This window comes from Hirschia baltica ATCC 49814 (assembly GCF_000023785.1).
Lineage (GTDB): Bacteria > Pseudomonadota > Alphaproteobacteria > Caulobacterales > Hyphomonadaceae > Hirschia > Hirschia baltica.
In genome coordinates this window covers 1,298,503-1,316,634 of sequence record NC_012982.1, presented here as the reverse complement: position 1 = coordinate 1,316,634, position 18,132 = coordinate 1,298,503, and the positions used below count along the sequence as shown (strand labels likewise).

Sequence of the window (18,132 nt, the reverse complement as noted above, 5' to 3'; positions counted from 1 at the left end):
CCCAACTAAACCCACCTCACTCTAGGCCGCAAATTCACTTTCTCCAACATCAAGACCGTCACCGCCCAAACAAGCGCATCGACGCGGTCGGGAGAGCCGCTGGCGGCGTCTGATCCAAAGATACACATCTGATCTTCCAGTGCGGGGAAACTGCCCCCATGCATCACCTTGCCTTGCGCATAGAGCGCCGCCACTGGCGATGCCCTTGCCGCTTTGCTCAAGCGCGCATGAACAAGACGCACAGGCGAAACACAGCCTGCCATCTCCAACACATCGCGCACCATTTCACCGCCCTGATTAGCTTCCGCCACAATCTCGGCATTGCCATATTCAGCCGCCAAACCCGATGCCCGCGCTGCCCAATCCAATGGCCTTAGCCCCTGCACAGATGCATCCGCGATAATAACTGATTTTCCATCCTGTCTCAGCCCCGCCGCGATAATCCCGCAAGTATCCGCATTCACACCTTTGCTAATAGGTGGATCAATTGCCACCACAATACGTTGAAATTCATGCTTTGCGTTAATGGTACGGTTAGTTTCTATTTGCGAGCGCAGCCATAAAGCCCCTTTTGGATCATCAATCAGCTCGCCGTCAATCTCTTGCCGGCCCAGCCGCGTGCCGCCATAATTTGCTTGCACAGCCTCAAGAAAACTTGGCGCTAAATTGTGTGCATTTTCCAATGTGCTCGCCCGCGTAATCTCAATATTGTCTAATTTCACCAGCTTGCGAATAAGCGGCGTTGGCCTTGGTGTTGTGGTGGCGCAAATGCGTGGATTATCTCCCAAGCGCAATCCAAACATCAGCATGTCCCAACATGTTTGCCCGCGATGCCAAGCGCCTATTTCATCGCCCCACGCCGCATCAAATTGAGGTCCACGCAAACTGTCTGGATCTTCAGCAGAAAATACAAAACCTTCCGCGCCATTTGGCCATTCCAGTCGCCGCCTTGAAGGGGAATAAATCGGCCTTTCCTCAGCTGGCCCAATATTGCGCAGCCCAGAAGGTCCTTCAATCATCACCTCGCGAACATCGCTAAGCGTTGGCCCCACTAAAGCCACACGTTGTTTGCCATGCTCCCAAATTTGAGACCTTATCCATTCAGCACCAGCGCGCGTCTTGCCCGCACCGCGTCCGCCCATATAAAGCCAAATACGCCAATCAGTATCTGGCGGTATTTGCCCTTCATGCGCCCACAATTGCCAATCATGAAAGATGGTTTCAGCATCATCCCTAGTCTTCAGGCAATTGAGTATCGCTTCTCTTTGCGCATTTCGTTTCTCGGATGCCAGTAATCCTCTCAAGGCGGCGTTCGATTTCGGCCCGTAAATCCTCCAAGGATGGCTTGTTTTCTCCTTGGTCTGTTTGCGTGTCATGCATTGTTTTTCCCACTTGTTTTATTGATCTGCCTGCCCCATCCAATTGCTCAATGCCTTCATAGATTTTCAGATATTGAAGGATAGTTTTCAGCCGTTTATTGCAATCGTCTAAATCCCCGCGCATCAGCTCTTTTTCAGCCGCAAAAAGAATGCGCTTAAATTTGACCTTCAATAAGTCTTTTGACGTTTGCGCCCGCGTCCAACCAAATTTTTGATACCATGTCCGCACTGTATAAATGCTCACGCCATAGCGCTCTGCCATATCCTCAACCGACATTCCCGCACGAAAATCATATTCGCGCAGTAGCCAATCGGGATGATCCAATTGCTCCATATCAAGCTCTTATTGTTTGGGGTTTTATCTCAGTGTAGCCAATATAGAGGCGCTTAGTGTTGGGTCGGATATCTTGTTCGCAAAACCATCAAATGCCCTGTTTAAAGGCGATAAAAACAAGCAAGCCATTGGGATAAGCTGCAAACTATCCCCGTTTTTCAGTCAAACACACATAAACGCCATGAATTAAATTTAGTTAGCCAAATATCTTGACCAGATATAAACCTTAACACACTACCAGAATCATATCTTTGACTAAGCGCGGACCGACAAAACCCATGGCAGGCTTTCGAGCAGACAAATTAGCGGCAAAAGACAAGTCTCGCTCCGATCTTCTCAAATGGGTTGGTATTGGTGCGCTTGCTGTCTTCATCACCTTGTTTCTAACGGCCGCTTTATTGTGGAATGCTCTGTTTGCGCAAATGCCAAGCCTACCGTCTAAAGACGAGCTTTGGTCGATGAACCGCGAACCCGCGATTGAATTTGTCGATGAAGAAGGCACTACAATCGCTGTGCGCGGCCCACGTTATGGCAATATCATTGCGCCAGCCGATCTGCCGCCACATGTCATTCAGGCTTTCTTATCTGTTGAAGACCAACGTTTTTATCAGCACACAGGCGTCGACCGTTGGGCAATTTTACGGGCCGCAATCGCCAATTGGCGTGCGGGTGAAACCGTTCAGGGTGGATCAACCCTCACCCAGCAACTCGTCAAAAACCTGTTCCTGACACCCGAGCGCACATTGCGCCGCAAAGCCCAAGAAGCACGCCTTGCTTCCGATCTAGAACAAATGCTGTCTAAAGAAGAAATTCTAGAGCTATATATAAACCGTATCTATCTTGGCTCTCGCAGTTATGGACTAGATGCTGCCGCGCAAACCTATTTTGCAAAATCACCGCAAGATCTCACAGTTGCCGAAGCCGCTTTAATCGCCGGCCTACCACAAGCGCCGTCTCGCTATTCGCCCTATAATAATATGGACCTTGCCATAGAGCGGCGTAACCTTGTGATTAGCCGGATGGTCAATAACACATTCATCACCCCTACAATGGGCGAGCGCGCCAAAAACGAACCCATCACTCTGGTCGAAGAAGCCTTTGACCCACGTATGGGATATTTTCTAGATGCCGCCACAGAAAATGCCCATCAGCTCATGGCCGGAAAAGACGTGCCTGATCTCGTTGTGACATTATCTGTCGATTTAGACCTACAGGCCAAAGCGTCAGATATACTCAATACGAAACTGGATGAAGTTGGTGAGAGCAAAAACATAGACCAAGGCGCAATTGTCATTCTCAGCAAAGATGGCGGTGTGCGCGCAATGGTTGGCGGACGCGATTATGCTGACAGTCAATTTAACCGCGCGACACAAGCCATGCGCCAACCCGGCTCCGCGTTTAAAGCATTCGTTTTTGCTGCTGCCTTAGAAACAGATTTACACCCTTATGATGTACGCCGCGACGAACCTGTATCAATTGATGGTTGGAAACCCAAAAACTATGGAGGCGGCTACAAAGGTCCCGTCACTTTGTCTGAAGCATTTGCTCACTCAATCAACACTGTTGCCGCAAATCTGGCACAGGAAGTCGGCATGGAAAGCGTGGTTAGCCTCGCAAATCGCTTTGGAGTTTCCACGCAATTAGGAACTTATCCATCAGTCGCACTCGGTTCTGAAGAAGTCCCCCTAATGGATATGACCCGCGCTTATGGTGTGTTTGCAACTGGTGGACAAATCTTCAAACCTTGGATCGTTAAACAAGTGCGCAGCTCTCGCGGTGACATCCTGTTTGAACAAAAACCAATCAAGCCAATGAAGATTTTTAATGATGCCCGAAACCGCGAAATGGTCGGCATGATGAGCCGTGTTGTCATTGGCGGAACGGGTAAGGCTGCAAAGCTAGAAGTGCTTCCCCCGCCACCAGCTGATGGCAGTGAGCCTCCGGCACGATCAGGCCCGCCCGAATACCGCGATGTTGCGGGTAAAACCGGCACAAGTCAGGATTGGCGCGATGCCTTATTCATTGGCTTTACCGCAGATTATATTGGCGGTGTCTGGGTGGGTAATGATGATGACACCCCAATGAAAAAAGTCACTGGCGGAGAAGCACCGACTCAAATCTGGCATGATGTTATGATGATCGCCCATGAAAGCCTCCCAGCCTCGCCGCTACCAGGTGCAGAAAAAGCAATTACAATCAGTGCTGTGGAAGAAGAAAAACTCGCCTATTATCGCTCTCTCGCCAGCGCATTTGCATCAATTGAAAACCAATAATGCAATATCACAATCGCAAATGACAAACTAACAGGGTGACGTAACTAAAACTCCCCGCTATACCGCGTTTCATGTCTCAAGCTCCTATTGCCACTCTTCGCAATGTTCAGCTCACGCTGGGCGGTGCACCTCTATTCACTGGTGTTGATCTCTCACTCTATCCAGGCGAGCGCATTGCGCTGGTTGGACGTAATGGTGCGGGTAAATCAACGCTCATGCGCATCTTTGCTGGCAATCTGGAAGCAGACTCAGGCGATGTCTGGAAACAACCGGGCGCTAGCTTTCAATATCTGCACCAAGAACCTGATTTTTCTAAATTCAAAACCGCGCTTGAATACGCCTCTGCCGACATTGATGAAACAGAAATGTATATGGCCGAGATGGAATTGGACATGGCGGGTCTCGCCCATGACGTTGATCCTTCAACACTTTCTGGCGGTCAGGGCAAACGCCTCGCCCTTGCACGTGCCTTTGCATCAGATCCAGATATCTTGCTACTAGATGAGCCAACCAACCATTTGGACGTATCTGCCATTGAAGAATTAGAAGGCCGCATTAGCAGCTTTCGCGGCGCTATCTTACTGGTTAGCCACGACCGTCGTTTCATGGAAAACACCACAACAGCCACAGCATGGCTTCGCCAAGGCGTTGTGCGTAAACTTGATCGTGGTTTTAAAGCCTTTGATGAATGGGCTGAACAAGTTGAAGCTGAAGAAGAAAAAGCGCTAGACCGCCTGCAAACAAAACTAAAAGCCGAACAAAGATGGCTCATGCGCGGTGTAACAGGCCGGCGCAAACGTAATCAGGGTCGCCTCTCCAAAGTCGCCAATATGCGCGCTGAGCAGGCCGAGCGTAAGCACAACCTCAATCAGGCCAACACAACGGCGTCAATCATCTCAAACGACGCTGCCCCCTCTTCAAAGCTCGTATTTGAAGGCATCGACATCCAGAAAGCTTTTGATGCCCCCGGCGGCGGCAAAAAAGTCATCGCCAAGGATTTCAGCATCAAGATTATGCGCGGTGCCCGCCTTGGTCTTGTTGGTGGAAATGGTGTGGGTAAATCCACGCTGTTAAAAATTATGCTAGGCGAAATTCCAGTCGATGAAGGCTCTGGCCGTGTTCGCATCGCCAAGAATTTGCAAATCACATATCTGGACCAAAACCGTAACACGCTCAAAGACACAGATACGCTGTGGGAAGCACTTGCGCCAGATGGCGGCGACCAGATCATGGTGCGCGATTATCCGCGCCACGTCGCCTCCTATGCTAAAGATTTCATGTTTGGACCTGAACAGCTAAGACAACCCGTTTCAGCTCTCTCTGGTGGTGAACGCAACCGTCTAACACTTGCGATAGCCTTGGCAAAAAGTTCCAATCTCATGGTGTTGGATGAGCCAACCAATGATCTTGATATGGAAACGCTTGATCTGCTTGAAGACATGCTGATGGATTATGAAGGCACGCTGATTATCGTATCGCACGACCGTGCTTTCCTTGATGGCGTCGTCACATCCGTTCTCACACCTGAAGGCGATGGTGAATGGCTCGAAACCCCAGGTGGATATTCTGATTATCTGTCACAAAAGCAAAACCGCATTGCATCAAAAAAGAAACAAGCTGCAGCCAAATCAACTGGCAAAAACCAGTCATCACCCTCCAAGTCCAACAAACCTAAAGTCAAACTGACGTTTAAAGATCAGCATCGCTTTGATGAATTGGAAAAACTCATTCCAAAGCGTGAATTGGAAATTAGTGAACTTGAAAAAGACCTAGCAGACCCTGATCTATTCACGAAAAAACCTGATGAATTCAACACCAAAGCCAAACGATTAGATATGGCTCGTGAAGAACTTGAAACTTATGAAATGGACTGGCTAGTACTTGAAGAAAAACGCGATGGCTTGAGCTAATTCTCAATAATCTACCCTTATGCAGAATAACTGTAAAATATTGCTATTCGTATGCAAACCATAAGTTTTATCCCATCATTTATTAACCCATTTTAGATAGTATTTCCTTTGAACAAATGTCCAAAGGGGTTTACGGAATGTCAGTTGATCACTCGAAATTTGCCAAACTTATGGATCTGGCAAAAGAAACATCTAGTGAAAAACGTCGCGACCTTTTGCGAGAAGTAACAGACGTTTTCTTTGACAATGACAAAGATGAACGTAGCGAAGCTGAGTGTGCAATGTTCGATGAAATCATCGGTGCTGTTGCCACAGATATGACGGATCAAGTCCGTTTGGAGCTATCTCGTAAAGTTGCTGTGTCTAAATCCCCTCTTCGCAAAACAGCCCGCCGTCTGGCAACAGATTCTATACGCGTTGCTGAACCCGTTCTTCGTAAATCACAAGCTTTGACAGAAGAAGATCTCGTTCATATCGCCAACACAAGCAGCCAAGAAAAATTGATGGCTGTTTCCAAGCGAGACAATCTTACATCTCCAGTCTCCAAAGCGCTTGTAAACAAAGGTGAAGACAAAGTTGTTGTTTCACTTCTTGAAAACGAGTCAGCTGAAATTGACCGCGAAACATATGAAGTCGTGACCGAACGCGCCATGACAAGTAAAGTTCTGCAAGCACCGCTTGTGAAACGTAAAAACGTACCGTTAGATTTGCTAAATGATGTCTATCACGTTGTTGAGCAAAAACTGCGTGCGCAAATCATGGCGAAGTTTGAATCAGTCTCCGAAGAAGAACTCAACGCAGCGCTAAAAGCATCTAAAAACCGTTTGAATATCGCTTATGGAAAAGCACCAGAAGACATGGAGAAGCAAATCAAATGGGTTGAAACAGAAATCGAAGCGAACCGTTTGACGCCTCCTCACCTTGTGCAGCAATTGCGCAATGGTGAAAAGTCACGTTTCCTTGCCAGCTTTGCTTATTTCACGCATATTTCCAACGAAATAGCCTGTCGCATTATTGAACAAAAAGACGTTGATGCCATGGCTATTCTTTGTCGCGCGGCACACTTCCCCAAAGCACTTTTCTCGACATTGGCGATGCAAATTGTTGGCGGAGAAAATGGTGTTGCAAAAGCCAAAGAATATTCTGACATGTACGAAAATGTGCCTTTGGCAGCCGCTCAACGCGCTGTGCGTTTCTGGAAAGTCAGAAGCACAACGTCTAAAGCAGCCTAAGGCGGTTCGCAAATTGGGCTAAAGCTTATAAAAGCCTTTAGCCATCTCCGCCGCCTTCACTTCCTGCATTTTCACCGGCGCTTGAATCGCCCTTCAACGTGCGCATTTTGCTGACGTTTTCAGACAGTGTTGGCGGGTGAATAACCTCAGGCGGCTCTTGCTGTTGCATGTAAAGTGTACGGCTTGGGAAAGCAAAACTTGTGCCTGCATTCTCCACAATCTCAATCAGTTTCAGTGCAAATTGCTCTTTGTGTTCAAGCCATTCAGTCCAGACAGTTGTGTGTGTAAAACAATAGATTAAAAAGTCGATTGAGGAATCATTGAAAGAATCCACATGCACAAACAATGTCGCTTCTGGCGGTTTTGCAAATGCATCATTGGTATAAAGATACGCTTCAATCTCATCACGAATATAGCGAAGCTGCTCTGTCGTCGTGCGATACTCTACCCCGATCACCCATTTAATCCGGCGATGCGTCATGCGTGAATAATTGACCACAGCATTGTCGGAAAAGCTCGCATTGGGAACATAAACAGGCGCTTTATCAAAACGACGCACCAGCGTTGAACGAAAGTTTATGCGCTCAACTGTTCCTTCCACCACGCCGTCTACAGCGATCCACTCGCCCGGTTCCATCCGTTTTTCGACAAGGATCAAAATACCCGAGATCAGGTTCTTAAATAAGTCTTGTGCACCCAGTGCAACCGCCACACCGAAGATACCAAGACCCGCGAGAATTGGGCCAACTTGAATGCCCCATATTTCCAAAATTGCAGCCGCTCCAACGAACACACAGACAAGCTGCAAAGATTTGGCAATCCAATCCACAATCGCAGGTGATAGCGTGTTGCGTAACCCTGTAAACAGGAAAGAAAACGCACCAACAGCGCGGTTAAGTGTCCAGAAAATTGAAAACGCCACCAATGAACGCAGCACCTTGTCCACAATCAACTGCAAGCTATCATTCAGTTCAATCACTTGAGATGCAGCATAAAAACCTACGATAATCGGCACCATTTTCAACGGTGCCGCAATTGTTGTTACGAGCGCATCATCAAGATTGGTTTTCGTGCCTGCTGCTGCACGCGAAATTCCGCGCACAACTGTTCGGGCAAATATTCCCCGTATAATCAAGGAGAAAAGTATAATTCCCGTGGCAATGATTATGTCGCCATATGTCAGCCCAAACGCACCTTCATGCCAAATGCTGTCTAAGTATACGATACCGTCTTGCACTTGTGTGGGAAGTTCACTGACCAAACGTTCAAACATAAATCAAGCCTCTCTAAACTATTTGGTAGATGTCACTTCTACCAATAAATCTGCGCAAAAGAGCTTAGAATTCGCCGCTTAGGTCAAGGGGAATTCGCGGCATTTTCCTTTAATATCTCTTAAACCTTCGACATGTGGCGGTCAGATGACAACACTAAGGAAATACGTCTGCTAAATTACCAAATTTACGCTGCGCATTTTAAGTGTGATTAGCGTCAATATAGAGATTGAAATTGCCCAACCAAAACTCATCAATGTGCCAACAATTATCATTTCAGATGCTGCATATTCAGCACGCCGATTATCATGATCATCACTTTTAGCACCTGCAAAACGTAATATAGATTTTGCCGCGATTAAAAATCCAACACCTGTTGGCTGACCAACCATAATCAAAAGATAAATGATAAAACGTTCCAACACTCCAATCATTGCAGGTGCGTTGGGCAGACCTGAATACTTATTCTTGCGGCCAACTTCGAGCTTAGATTTCACCTCTTCTTCAAACTGCTTTTCCATGGGCAACATCGCTTTGTTAATCACGATATCCCCCACGCGAACCGACAATATCGCGCCCAATATCAGCACTAATCCCGTGATCCCCATTTGCAGATTTTCAGCCGATGCAAATTGCCAAAAACTGGCTTCAAATGCATTTGGAAAACACCACACAAGGCCTACTAAAACCCCTATGTGGAGGCATTGGTCGAGCGTGAAACTTGTCAAAGTATCAGATAAATATCGCGTCTTAATGAAGTCCATCACAAAATGACTAACGCCAATAATTGCAAGGATACGCCAATCAAAAAGTCCGCTAATGACAATCGTCGCACCTAGAACAATTGCGATATGCAAAGCCATGCCGACAAAGTGTTGCTTGCGCTGAAGTAGCCATTTGGTCTGAAACACAAAATCCGCAAGGATATGCGCCGTAAACAGCATTATAAACAAATCCAGCATGCATCCCCCTCGTGCTTATCCACTTAAATATCCATACAAGTGGACAGATGGGTTATCAACCTAACTTCCAACCAGAATACCCACAGCGCAAAACAAGCGTTTTAGCTTGTTATTCAAAAAACAAGTGAAATTACTTGTTTTAACAAAGGCAAACAAAAGCAGGCGATTTAACCTGCTTTTAAAAATGCAGGTTAATAAGCCTGCCTATTGCAATTCTGGAAAACTGCACCACTGCCAATTTTATGACAATATATTAGAAAAAGCAGTAATGGCCCCTATCACAGCAAAAAATTTAGACGAACGTAAACTATCCGAAATGGCTTGCTGACTAATTGGAGGATTCAATAATTTTGCTACATCGTCATTAGTTTGATCTATATGAAACAACGCAACCAACGCTATTTGTGCCTGTCGAGCTGTCCAATCAGATATAAGAGCTGCAACACACATCGTAAGCGCAAACAGCCCATCATCCTTCACATTTAGATATTCAGAATTTTCAGCAGTCGCAAAATCGATATCAAAAGAACGCGTATTCATTTTATCAAGACAATGCCCGGCCCGTTCAAAAGCTTCTCCCGAAGATTGATCTAGATTTTCAAGGTCAAGTTTTTCAGTTTCACCTACCCCAATCGCAATCCTGCTACGTGCAATATTTTGCTGACGCAGACCAGCATAAATAAAGACAGCAACCTTAAGCGCAGCAGGCGCTGATTTCATAGCAACCTGCCAACCATCCCCCCTATAGAAGAAGGGTTTGCTCAGGCCTATTTCTGGAAACTTCTCACGCAGCTCATCACACGTTTCTACAATGCAATCCTTGACGTTTTGCAATTCTTCCGGCGTCAAACGGGAAGATTTGATAATGTCGCCCGCCAGAACTGCAATCATGGATTAAGCCAATCTTTCCTTAGTCGCTGAGAATTTAATGTCTGGATTTTTGTCCGCAACATAGCTGACATCCCAACTATTCTTACCAAGGAAGACAGGGGCACCGTCAATATCAGTTCCCACATTCATGCGGTTTTTCTCTAAAAAGGCATCCAGAACAGCTGGATCTTCTGCCGTGATCCAGCGCGCCACATTATATAATGCCTGCTCAAAAACCACTTCCAGCTTATTCTCAGCTGAGACGCGCTCTGCCATCACATCAATCTGAAGCGCCCCCACAGCGCCCACAATCATATCGGCACCAATGGCCGGCGTGAATAATTGCGTCACCCCTTCTTCAGCTAGACCTTCAAGCGCTTTGCGCAGGTGTTTTGATTTCATCGGATCAAGACAACGTGCACGTCGCAATATTTCAGGCGCAAAGTTTGGAATACCGCCAAACATGATATTGCCGCTTTCCGACATGCTATCACCCACGCGCAACGCACCATGGTTGGGAACGCCGATTACATCACCAGCAAACGCATCATCGGCAATTTCACGATCCTGCGCCATAAACATAACTGGCGAAGACACATTGAGCTGTTTACCAGTCGTTGTTTTCAGCTTCATACCACGCTTAAACTGACCAGATACCATTTTCAAAAATGCGATCCGGTCGCGATGGTTTGGGTCCATATTGGCTTGCACTTTAAAGATAAAGCCAGACACTTCCTTATTCTCAATATCAATGACGGCTTCATTGCCTTTAACACGCGCTTTTTGCGCACGTGGCGGCGGCGCATATGCCGTTAGAGTATCGAGCAATTCACGCACACCAAAATGACGAAGCGCCGTTCCAAATACAACAGGCGTTAAATGCCCTTCTAGAAATGATTGGTGATCAAACGGCACACACATTTCTTTGGCAAGTTCTGCATTTTCTGAAATCTCTGCAAACTCATCACTATCCATAAACGCTGAGACAGCATCTTCATCCATTGCCGTGCGTTCAGCGCCGCCTATTTCCTGCGCCTCATTGGCTGTGCGTTTTTTAAATTTCAGGAATTCGCCCGTCATCAAATCCGCCATACCGCGAAAACGCTCACCTGAGCCTTGCGGCCAATATAGCGGCGCACAATCAAGGGCCAGCTTGTCTTGAATTTCATCTAGCAATTCAAATGGATCTACAGCTTCACGGTCCATTTTGTTGATAAAAGTCACAATTGGAATATCGCGCAAACGACACACTTCAAACAGCTTTAAAGTTTGTGGCTCGATACCTTTAGCAGCATCCAGCACCATAACAGCCGCATCCGCCGCCGTAAGTGTACGATACGTGTCTTCAGAGAAATCTTCGTGTCCGGGCGTATCGAGCAAGTTAAAGACGAGATTTTCATACTCAAATGTCATCACGGACGAAGCAACAGAGATACCGCGATCTTGCTCAATCTTCATCCAGTCAGATGTTGTACGGCGACGCTCACCACGCGCAGCCACCTGCCCAGCCAAACGAATAGCACCACCTGTCAAAAGCAAATTCTCAGTCAGCGTGGTTTTACCCGCATCAGGGTGAGAAATAATAGCAAATGTACGACGACGAGCGGATTCTTGAAGGGGCGTTAGCGCCATAGGGCATAGTCCTGCGAATTTTCATAAACAAGCAGCACCCAATAAAGCAATCCGCCCCTTTGTGCAAAGGGAGATCACGTTTTTTCAATTAGATATCAATTTGGATAAAAGATACAGCCAGCCTCCCCCTGAATGGGAAGCTGTTGCAACGCAAATGACTTAAGTTGTTTTAAGCCGCCGCCGCCCAAACAGAATTATTCACCAATGAGGGTGATAATGGCTGACGTTTTTGAATTTCAAACAGATTGGCCATGACGGTGATTTGAACTTCGGCAAGTCTGATCTGGACATCTTGAGGTCCAGCTGCATTTGAGGGACGCACAAACAAGGCAGCGTTTGCTTCAGTATATTCTGTGATCAAGGCACCAAGCGCTTTTAAAGCCCCTGGCATGGGTCTGTTTCCTGGTGGGCAATGAAAAAACAAAGCCTGACCTAAAGTAATAGCATGGCTAGAGCGCAACAAATGATGAGGAACTTCTGTCAACTGGCTGGCAAACTCTCGCAATGTCGTGCGCGGATCGCCAATATCAACAACCTGATCATTCATTAAAAAAAGCATTTTAGAAAAAACATCCCTCTACCAATAACGATACATATACATGAGCAATGTAAATATTTTGTTGGAAAACACGGCAAATTTAAGTCTTTTTTCTCAATTCCAAAATCTATCGGAAGGGATCGTTTTCGATGATAGGCAGGATACGTTCTTCGAGAAAATGACGTCCCTCTTTATCTGCAATTTCAACAATCCAAATATCGGCATCATAAGAGATTCGTTTGGTTAGATATGCGTCCGCCTCTGCTTCGGTCATTATTGGATTTTCAGGCCTGATAAACTGAAAAACAATTTCTTCATTCGGACTAAAGGCTCGCCCAATTAGAGAAACATCGCCATTGGGACGACGTGTTTTTATGACAACATCTCCCCGTTTTTCATCCCCAACTCTCTCAACAAGGGAATAGGCACCACCAATACTCGCGCGACGAACGAGAGCATCAACCCAAAGTTTAGTTTCAACTGCAAAAGACATGTAATTTGATCTTTTCTTTTATATATTTGTTGATACTTAAACATGAACTGAGAACCAAATGAATGTATTCGCTTGGTTGGGGATATTGGATTTACAACAATGTTAGCATTTGTACCTACCATAATATGGCAGTCGAGCGTTTCTGATATTCTTCCTTTAACGCCAGATAATTTTATAAATGTTTTGTTTCCCGATATTCAAAATGAACCATCGATAATGCAAACAATTACCTCTCCAAATGAATTAAACATTTTATGGCTCATCGCTGGTTTAGTATGTTTGTCTGGAGCATTTTTCTTTATTTTAGAATTATTCGCCCATTATAAAGACAGCAAACAAAAGCAATTGACAAAAAAAGATACGTTCTCAAACGTTGAAGCCAATCGTATGACCCGCTCAAACACATCTAGAGCAGCTTAATCTTTCCCACTCGAAGCCTTTGGCACAATATATTCTTAAATTGACAACAATAATCTATGCAGGATTCATTGCTGATCAATCTCTTAGGCCTATAGACTGTGAAGATGAAGCGCGCATACACACATCTTGTTAAATCAGCTGCCTTTTTAGGCCTGCTATTATGCACATCGACAAATGCCCTCTCGCAAGAAGTCGGTGAAAATTCAGCTTTTCTTGAACGCGCATCCCTGCGTTCAGCAGATGACAAGTGTAAGCTCCTGTCTACCAAAGAGCGATTGGCGCTGGAAATGGGATATTGGCAAGCCCGCACAGCGCTCTTACGCGGCGGCTATTCTCTCCAAGAAGTGACAGCATTAAATGATGAGGCAACATTTTATGCCAATTCCAAAGAATGCGACGATGAACGCCTAACAAAATCTAACGACCGTCTAAAAGATGCATTTCTAGCTTTTTCACGCACACCATTTTATGAATTTAGAGGCGGGTTGCGCTTATGGACAGCCACGCGCACGCTGACCGACGTATGGGCTGCCTATCAGGAAGACCCAGAAACAAGTGTGAGATTTGGGCTAGCACACCTAAAGCGTGCTCGTGATCCACTCGCGTTCGCCGAACCAGGTGAGAAACGCGCTCCTGCTCAATTATCAGCCTTAAAAAAATTATTGGTAGATCAACAACCTCCTGCAATGGCGAGATTAATCATCCGCGATAAAGAGAAATCCGAAAACGCTTGGCTAGGCGGATTATTTGGTTCAGGCGAAGGATTATCTCCGCCTCCTCTGTCAATTTCAAGAAAATTGCTTGCCTCAGGCCGTGAAATTGTAGACGCGCCGCCCTATGAAGATGGGAAGAAAACACAAGGCGCGCTTTTCACATTTGATGAACGCGCAAAACTTGCCTTGTATGACCTAGACCCTCGAGAAGCGGTCATTCTTGAATTTATTCCCTCTGACCGAGAAAAAAATGCACGTCCGGTAAGAGCAATCTTTGAAGTGGGCGATTTCCGCGCCGCATCCTCATTCAGTTCAATATCTCGCGATACAGAAGCCACCCATTAACAGAATTGCGCCTAATGCTCTGAATCTTTTACTTCAGCTTTTGAAGGTGTCGGTTTCTTTGGAAAATACACGGAAATAATGCTTCCCTCTCCAGCTTGAGAATCAAGCTGGATGTGTCCGCCGTGAAGCTGAGCAAAGCCATTAACAACAGAAAGCCCCAAACCTGTGCCGTGCTTACCAGATGTCGAACTCTCATCGGTCTGGATAAATGGCTTCAGGATTTTTTCAAACTCAGCTGGATCCATACCCGGCCCGGTATCACGGACACTCATCCAGCTTCCCCCATCTTCATCCTCCCTCACGGATATCGCCACAGCACCACCATGAGGCGTAAACTTGATTGCATTGGAGACTAGGTTTTGCGCAATATGACGAACTGCACGCGGGTCAGCATATGCTTCGACATCTCTATCCAAACTCGAAACACTTAATTTAATGTCTGAACGTCTTGCCTGATCTGACATAAATTTCACCATGTCCCACATCAATTCAGTGAGTGAAACTTGAACCGGACTTATTTTATACTGACCAGCGTCGATTTTCGACAGATCAAGAATATCATCAACTGTCATTTGAAGGCTTTTACCGCCCTCATGAATCATCTGTGCATATTCTTTATACTTGTCAGATAACTCTCCAAAAACGCCCTCTTTCATCACTTCTGAAAAACCAAGAATGGCATTTAAAGACGAACGCAATTCATGGCTTGTTTTCGCAAAAAACAATGTGCGCTGTGCCAGTTTTTCTTTTAGCTCAAATGAAGCTTCTTTTTCTTGCGACAATGATAAAGCCGCTTGGTTTGCGCGTTCATCTGCTTTATTTACCCTGTCAGATAGGATCTCTTTTTGTCGACTCAACCGCGCAATATGATCATTTGCTTGCTCACGGATTCGCACCAGCATTCCGTTTGAATTATGTGCCAGACTAATTTTGCGAACCAAAGAAGCCATATAAATCAAAGACACAAGCGCAAATATACCTGGGGCCGGATCCAACAATTCTTTGGGAATCGGCAAAAAATCCATGCGTGCTAATAAAGCAGCAAGACAAAACCCAAGCACAGCAAAAGCACTCGCTTCAATAGCTTGACGTTTTCTTCCAATCGATAAAGCCGTTACCACAGGAATAAAGAAAGCAATAGAAATAGGAGATGTTGCTCCCCCCATAGCTGTTGCGCCTATCATCACCACAACAATCCATACAGCCATCTCCAACTCATGTGAGGCATCCCCTCCTAACCGAGCAGTCAATATTTGCGCAAATGCTGGCAATGCCGCAATCAGAAAAACGCCTGAGCTGATCAGCAAACTTGTGCCGCTAATCCACAAGGCAAACAGAACACCCGTGCACAATAATATCCATGTGGCACGTTGCTCAAGCACGTCAGAAGGCGTTGTCGCGACGTCAACTGTTTTATGTTGCATTAATTTATTCATCGTAACTAGCCTTAAACGATTATGCAGATAGAGTAAATTTATAGTGCTAAAATGTGATGATTTCATTTAGAAGCATTTTGGCAGTTTACCCAACTGTCAAATCAAATTGAAACCGGAGGATCCCCACTCATGCGTCTAACAAATTGGTTACAATCAATTGCCGTCATATCTTTATCAATGGGTGCGGCTCATGCTCAAACAATTACAACTGCAAGCGCCTCCCAACCAGGTACACCTTCGGTTCAGACAACATATGCGAGTGCCCAACAAGTAAATACAGGCTCATCTAACGCCGTTTATTCTGCCGCTGCAACATATGCTACATATCAGGGGGATGTGTCGCAAGTTAGGACGCACGCGCTTTCTTCTCAAAGTGACATTGAACAAAAGCTTTCCGCACTCGGTGGCCATAATGCAAGCAAGTTTACATCAGGTTGGATGTCTTATTCTGCTCTTGTCGCAGCTCAAAATCGGGAATTCGCAAATTCTGTACGCGAAATCGAATCCTATTATGGACGTGAGCGCTTTTTAAACGGCCTGCGTAAATCCCCCGCTTACGCAACCAGCCTAAAAGGTGGTGATAAAGCTCTGCAATCTGCGCTGGCCGCTGCAGAATCAGATGCCATGTATATTTCAAGCGCGGCTTCTTTCATGGAATCACAAGAAGCTATCTTGCAAAATCAATCATGGGTAAAAGAACGCATTCGTGATGGTGCTGAACGCGCCAACCAATTGAAATCAATGACATACTCTGGTCGCCCCGTGTCCTCCTCCGCGCGCGATATGTTTGCTTCTTCTAACATAGGTGAAATTCTTGCGAATGCTGGACAGTCAAACGCTTGGGAGCGCGCGACACGCATAGCCACAAGCGCACCTATTTCAGCACTTTCATCACTGACGCAGCGTCGTTATTCCGTGAACCCTGCCCGCACTCAAACAGCAAACCACATGGCTTCTCTTGCTGCCTTTGAAATTATTGGTGCAGCTAGCACATCAGATACAGGCGTCATCAACGCTATGAATGATCGCCGCGCTAAAGACTGTTTCGAATTTGCTCAACTTCAGCTGAATGGATGCGTTAGAAGCCAGTCCGACCATTATGGCCTGCAAGCCTGTATGCGCAAACACGCTGTTTCAGATATTGGTGAATGTGTGGGTGATGTCGCTCAATAAATTTGTGTAAATTGGGCGAGATCAGTTAAAAAAAATCGATAGAAATACAAAGGCCCGCTTGCATGTTTTGCTCGCGGGCCTTTTATATGCCTCATGACAAATTCAACGCCCCTAGAGCTAGCCGCCAATGAATTGCGCGATGACTTCGAATTCCTAAGCGATTGGGAAGAGCGCTATGCGCATATCATAGACCTTGGAAAATCTCTTGCACCACTTAGTGATGCAGAAATGAATGACAGCAATAAAGTGCTTGGATGCGCAAGTCAGGTTTGGCTTGTCACCGAACCGTCTACAAAAGCTGGATGCTTAAAATTTCGCGGTGCATCTGATGCAATCCTCGTCTCCGGTTTAATCGCTCTCTTATTGCAGATTTATTCCGACAACACGCCACAAGATATTCTAGCATTTGATGCCAATGCCTTTTTCGCATCCATAGGCGTTGACGAGGCTTTGTCGCCTCAACGCTCCAATGGCTTTAAATCCATGTTGGCGCGCATCCGCGAAGACGCACAAGCTGCTTTAAACGCTTAAACTGCACAACGCCCACCTTGAAGCTGATAATCATAAACATCAGCAAGATGCATAAGTGCCGCGCGAATACGTTGCCCTGCGCTTCTTTTTGCAAGTCCGAATTTAAGCTCGATTTGGTTCAGTGTTAATTCGGACATGCAGGCTGCCCGAATAATAGCAAGATCACGCGCCGATAATGATTGCTCAATCTGCTGTATCCGCTTTTTAGCATCAACAATCATTGCACTTCGCATCTCTACATCAACTGATTGCCGCCCCGTGCGAATATCAGCAATCCTACCCCAATCCATAACCTGCCCCAACAAAATTGAAGCTAGCTCCAAATCTTTTTCAAATGCCTGTGCCGTTTGAACCAATCTCACATTCAGCGGCCCTTGATTAATCAGCGCCTGCCTCACCAAACGCTGAAATCCAGATTTAGGAAGATGCGCCAATTGTTCATTTGATCGGATAACATCCCCTATCCGTTTAGCTCCCATCTCAGATGCCAGATAAGCATCTTCATTCCATGTATAAACAAGATCAGCTGCCTTATGCTGAATAAAATGAAGATCTATCAACTCATTCATTTCCTGCTGCGTAATAGAGAATAACCTGCGCGTCCGATTATTCGTGTGAGT

17 protein-coding genes are annotated in these 18,132 nt (G+C 46.0%); 7 read left to right on the top strand and 10 right to left on the bottom strand.

The window, feature by feature from the left end; all coding sequences use genetic code 11:
• Window positions 1-5: 5 nt before the first annotated feature.
• Both HBAL_RS06230 and HBAL_RS06225 read right to left on the bottom strand, forming a co-directional pair.
• Window positions 6-1,199, bottom strand: a complete 1,194-nt coding sequence (locus HBAL_RS06230) for a DNA-packaging protein (RefSeq protein ID WP_015827089.1) — start codon at window positions 1,197-1,199, stop codon at window positions 6-8.
• A gap of 34 nt (window positions 1,200-1,233) precedes the next feature.
• The gene (locus HBAL_RS06225; RefSeq protein WP_015827088.1) at window positions 1,234-1,713 is read right to left on the bottom strand and encodes a hypothetical protein; all 480 of its coding nucleotides are present in this window, start codon (window positions 1,711-1,713) and stop codon (window positions 1,234-1,236) included.
• 251 nt (window positions 1,714-1,964) lie between these two features.
• Between HBAL_RS06225 and HBAL_RS06220 the strand changes: the two genes are divergently transcribed.
• The 3 genes from HBAL_RS06220 (at window position 1,965) to HBAL_RS06210 (ending at window position 7,128) form a co-directional block, all read left to right on the top strand.
• Window positions 1,965-3,986 (top strand): transglycosylase domain-containing protein, encoded by a 2,022-nt coding sequence (locus HBAL_RS06220; protein WP_233356754.1) that lies wholly within the window; start codon window positions 1,965-1,967, stop codon window positions 3,984-3,986.
• 71 nt (window positions 3,987-4,057) lie between these two features.
• The gene (locus tag HBAL_RS06215) at window positions 4,058-5,896 is read left to right on the top strand and encodes an ABC-F family ATP-binding cassette domain-containing protein (protein WP_015827086.1); all 1,839 of its coding nucleotides are present in this window, start codon (window positions 4,058-4,060) and stop codon (window positions 5,894-5,896) included.
• A 137-nt stretch (window positions 5,897-6,033) separates the two neighbouring features.
• Window positions 6,034-7,128 (top strand): DUF2336 domain-containing protein, encoded by a 1,095-nt coding sequence (locus tag HBAL_RS06210; RefSeq protein WP_015827085.1) that lies wholly within the window; start codon window positions 6,034-6,036, stop codon window positions 7,126-7,128.
• Between the two features lie 37 nt (window positions 7,129-7,165).
• On the opposite strand, the gene HBAL_RS06205 is transcribed toward HBAL_RS06210, so the two are convergent.
• The 6 genes from HBAL_RS06205 to HBAL_RS06180 all read right to left on the bottom strand — a co-directional run bounded on the left by HBAL_RS06205 (window position 7,166) and on the right by HBAL_RS06180 (window position 12,894).
• Window positions 7,166-8,401 carry a mechanosensitive ion channel family protein gene (locus HBAL_RS06205; protein WP_015827084.1) on the bottom strand — a complete coding sequence of 412 codons (1,236 nt, stop codon included), beginning with the start codon at window positions 8,399-8,401 and terminating at the stop codon, window positions 7,166-7,168.
• A gap of 171 nt (window positions 8,402-8,572) precedes the next feature.
• Window positions 8,573-9,361: a DUF3307 domain-containing protein gene (locus HBAL_RS16285; protein WP_015827083.1), complete on the bottom strand. Its 789-nt coding sequence runs from the start codon at window positions 9,359-9,361 to the stop codon at window positions 8,573-8,575.
• A 240-nt stretch (window positions 9,362-9,601) separates the two neighbouring features.
• Complete coding sequence (locus tag HBAL_RS06195; protein WP_015827082.1) at window positions 9,602-10,252, bottom strand: hypothetical protein; 651 nt, start codon at window positions 10,250-10,252, stop codon at window positions 9,602-9,604.
• A gap of 3 nt (window positions 10,253-10,255) precedes the next feature.
• Window positions 10,256-11,863, bottom strand: coding sequence for a peptide chain release factor 3 (locus HBAL_RS06190; RefSeq protein ID WP_015827081.1), 1,608 nt, complete (start codon window positions 11,861-11,863; stop codon window positions 10,256-10,258).
• A 169-nt stretch (window positions 11,864-12,032) separates the two neighbouring features.
• On the bottom strand, window positions 12,033-12,422 hold the full coding sequence (locus HBAL_RS06185; RefSeq protein ID WP_015827080.1) for a hypothetical protein: 390 nt from the start codon (window positions 12,420-12,422) through the stop codon (window positions 12,033-12,035).
• A 106-nt stretch (window positions 12,423-12,528) separates the two neighbouring features.
• Window positions 12,529-12,894 (bottom strand): DUF1491 family protein, encoded by a 366-nt coding sequence (locus HBAL_RS06180; protein ID WP_015827079.1) that lies wholly within the window; start codon window positions 12,892-12,894, stop codon window positions 12,529-12,531.
• Between the two features lie 99 nt (window positions 12,895-12,993).
• Here HBAL_RS06180 and HBAL_RS06175 point away from each other — a divergent pair, with 99 nt between their 5' ends.
• A complete protein-coding gene (locus HBAL_RS06175; RefSeq protein WP_015827078.1) occupies window positions 12,994-13,314 on the top strand; it encodes a hypothetical protein in 321 nt (106 codons plus the stop codon).
• Window positions 13,315-13,418: 104 nt separating this feature from the next.
• A complete protein-coding gene (locus HBAL_RS06170; RefSeq protein ID WP_149037375.1) occupies window positions 13,419-14,372 on the top strand; it encodes a hypothetical protein in 954 nt (317 codons plus the stop codon).
• 11 nt (window positions 14,373-14,383) lie between these two features.
• On the opposite strand, the gene HBAL_RS06165 is transcribed toward HBAL_RS06170, so the two are convergent.
• Window positions 14,384-15,808 carry an ATP-binding protein gene (locus tag HBAL_RS06165; protein WP_015827076.1) on the bottom strand — a complete coding sequence of 475 codons (1,425 nt, stop codon included), beginning with the start codon at window positions 15,806-15,808 and terminating at the stop codon, window positions 14,384-14,386.
• A 129-nt stretch (window positions 15,809-15,937) separates the two neighbouring features.
• Between HBAL_RS06165 and HBAL_RS06160 the strand changes: the two genes are divergently transcribed.
• Both HBAL_RS06160 and HBAL_RS06155 read left to right on the top strand, forming a co-directional pair.
• Entirely contained in the window at window positions 15,938-16,981 is a 1,044-nt protein-coding gene (locus tag HBAL_RS06160; protein ID WP_015827075.1) for a hypothetical protein, read from the top strand.
• Between the two features lie 93 nt (window positions 16,982-17,074).
• On the top strand, window positions 17,075-17,512 hold the full coding sequence (locus HBAL_RS06155) for a SufE family protein (protein ID WP_015827074.1): 438 nt from the start codon (window positions 17,075-17,077) through the stop codon (window positions 17,510-17,512).
• Here the strand turns inward: HBAL_RS06155 and HBAL_RS06150 are convergent.
• A complete protein-coding gene (locus tag HBAL_RS06150) occupies window positions 17,509-18,081 on the bottom strand; it encodes a DUF6456 domain-containing protein (protein ID WP_041301445.1) in 573 nt (190 codons plus the stop codon). The genes HBAL_RS06155 and HBAL_RS06150 overlap by 4 nt on opposite strands.
• Window positions 18,082-18,132: the final 51 nt, after the last annotated feature.

Excerpts from the sequence above, each read along its gene's own strand:
- HBAL_RS06225 (WP_015827088.1), bottom strand. The coding sequence starts at position 1,713 with ATGGAGCAATTGGATCATCCCGATTGGCTACTGCGCGAATATGATTTT.
- HBAL_RS06215 (WP_015827086.1), top strand. The coding sequence starts at position 4,058 with ATGTCTCAAGCTCCTATTGCCACTCTTCGCAATGTTCAGCTCACGCTG.
- HBAL_RS06210 (WP_015827085.1), top strand. The coding sequence starts at position 6,034 with ATGTCAGTTGATCACTCGAAATTTGCCAAACTTATGGATCTGGCAAAA.
- HBAL_RS06205 (WP_015827084.1), bottom strand. The coding sequence starts at position 8,401 with ATGTTTGAACGTTTGGTCAGTGAACTTCCCACACAAGTGCAAGACGGT.
- HBAL_RS16285 (WP_015827083.1), bottom strand. The coding sequence starts at position 9,361 with ATGCTGGATTTGTTTATAATGCTGTTTACGGCGCATATCCTTGCGGAT.
- HBAL_RS06195 (WP_015827082.1), bottom strand. The coding sequence starts at position 10,252 with ATGATTGCAGTTCTGGCGGGCGACATTATCAAATCTTCCCGTTTGACG.
- HBAL_RS06190 (WP_015827081.1), bottom strand. The coding sequence starts at position 11,863 with ATGGCGCTAACGCCCCTTCAAGAATCCGCTCGTCGTCGTACATTTGCT.
- HBAL_RS06185 (WP_015827080.1), bottom strand. The coding sequence starts at position 12,422 with ATGCTTTTTTTAATGAATGATCAGGTTGTTGATATTGGCGATCCGCGC.
- HBAL_RS06180 (WP_015827079.1), bottom strand. The coding sequence starts at position 12,894 with ATGTCTTTTGCAGTTGAAACTAAACTTTGGGTTGATGCTCTCGTTCGT.
- HBAL_RS06175 (WP_015827078.1), top strand. The coding sequence starts at position 12,994 with ATGTTAGCATTTGTACCTACCATAATATGGCAGTCGAGCGTTTCTGAT.
- HBAL_RS06170 (WP_149037375.1), top strand. The coding sequence starts at position 13,419 with ATGAAGCGCGCATACACACATCTTGTTAAATCAGCTGCCTTTTTAGGC.
- HBAL_RS06165 (WP_015827076.1), bottom strand. The coding sequence starts at position 15,808 with ATGAATAAATTAATGCAACATAAAACAGTTGACGTCGCGACAACGCCT.
- HBAL_RS06160 (WP_015827075.1), top strand. The coding sequence starts at position 15,938 with ATGCGTCTAACAAATTGGTTACAATCAATTGCCGTCATATCTTTATCA.
- HBAL_RS06155 (WP_015827074.1), top strand. The coding sequence starts at position 17,075 with ATGACAAATTCAACGCCCCTAGAGCTAGCCGCCAATGAATTGCGCGAT.
- HBAL_RS06150 (WP_041301445.1), bottom strand. The coding sequence starts at position 18,081 with ATGAATGAGTTGATAGATCTTCATTTTATTCAGCATAAGGCAGCTGAT.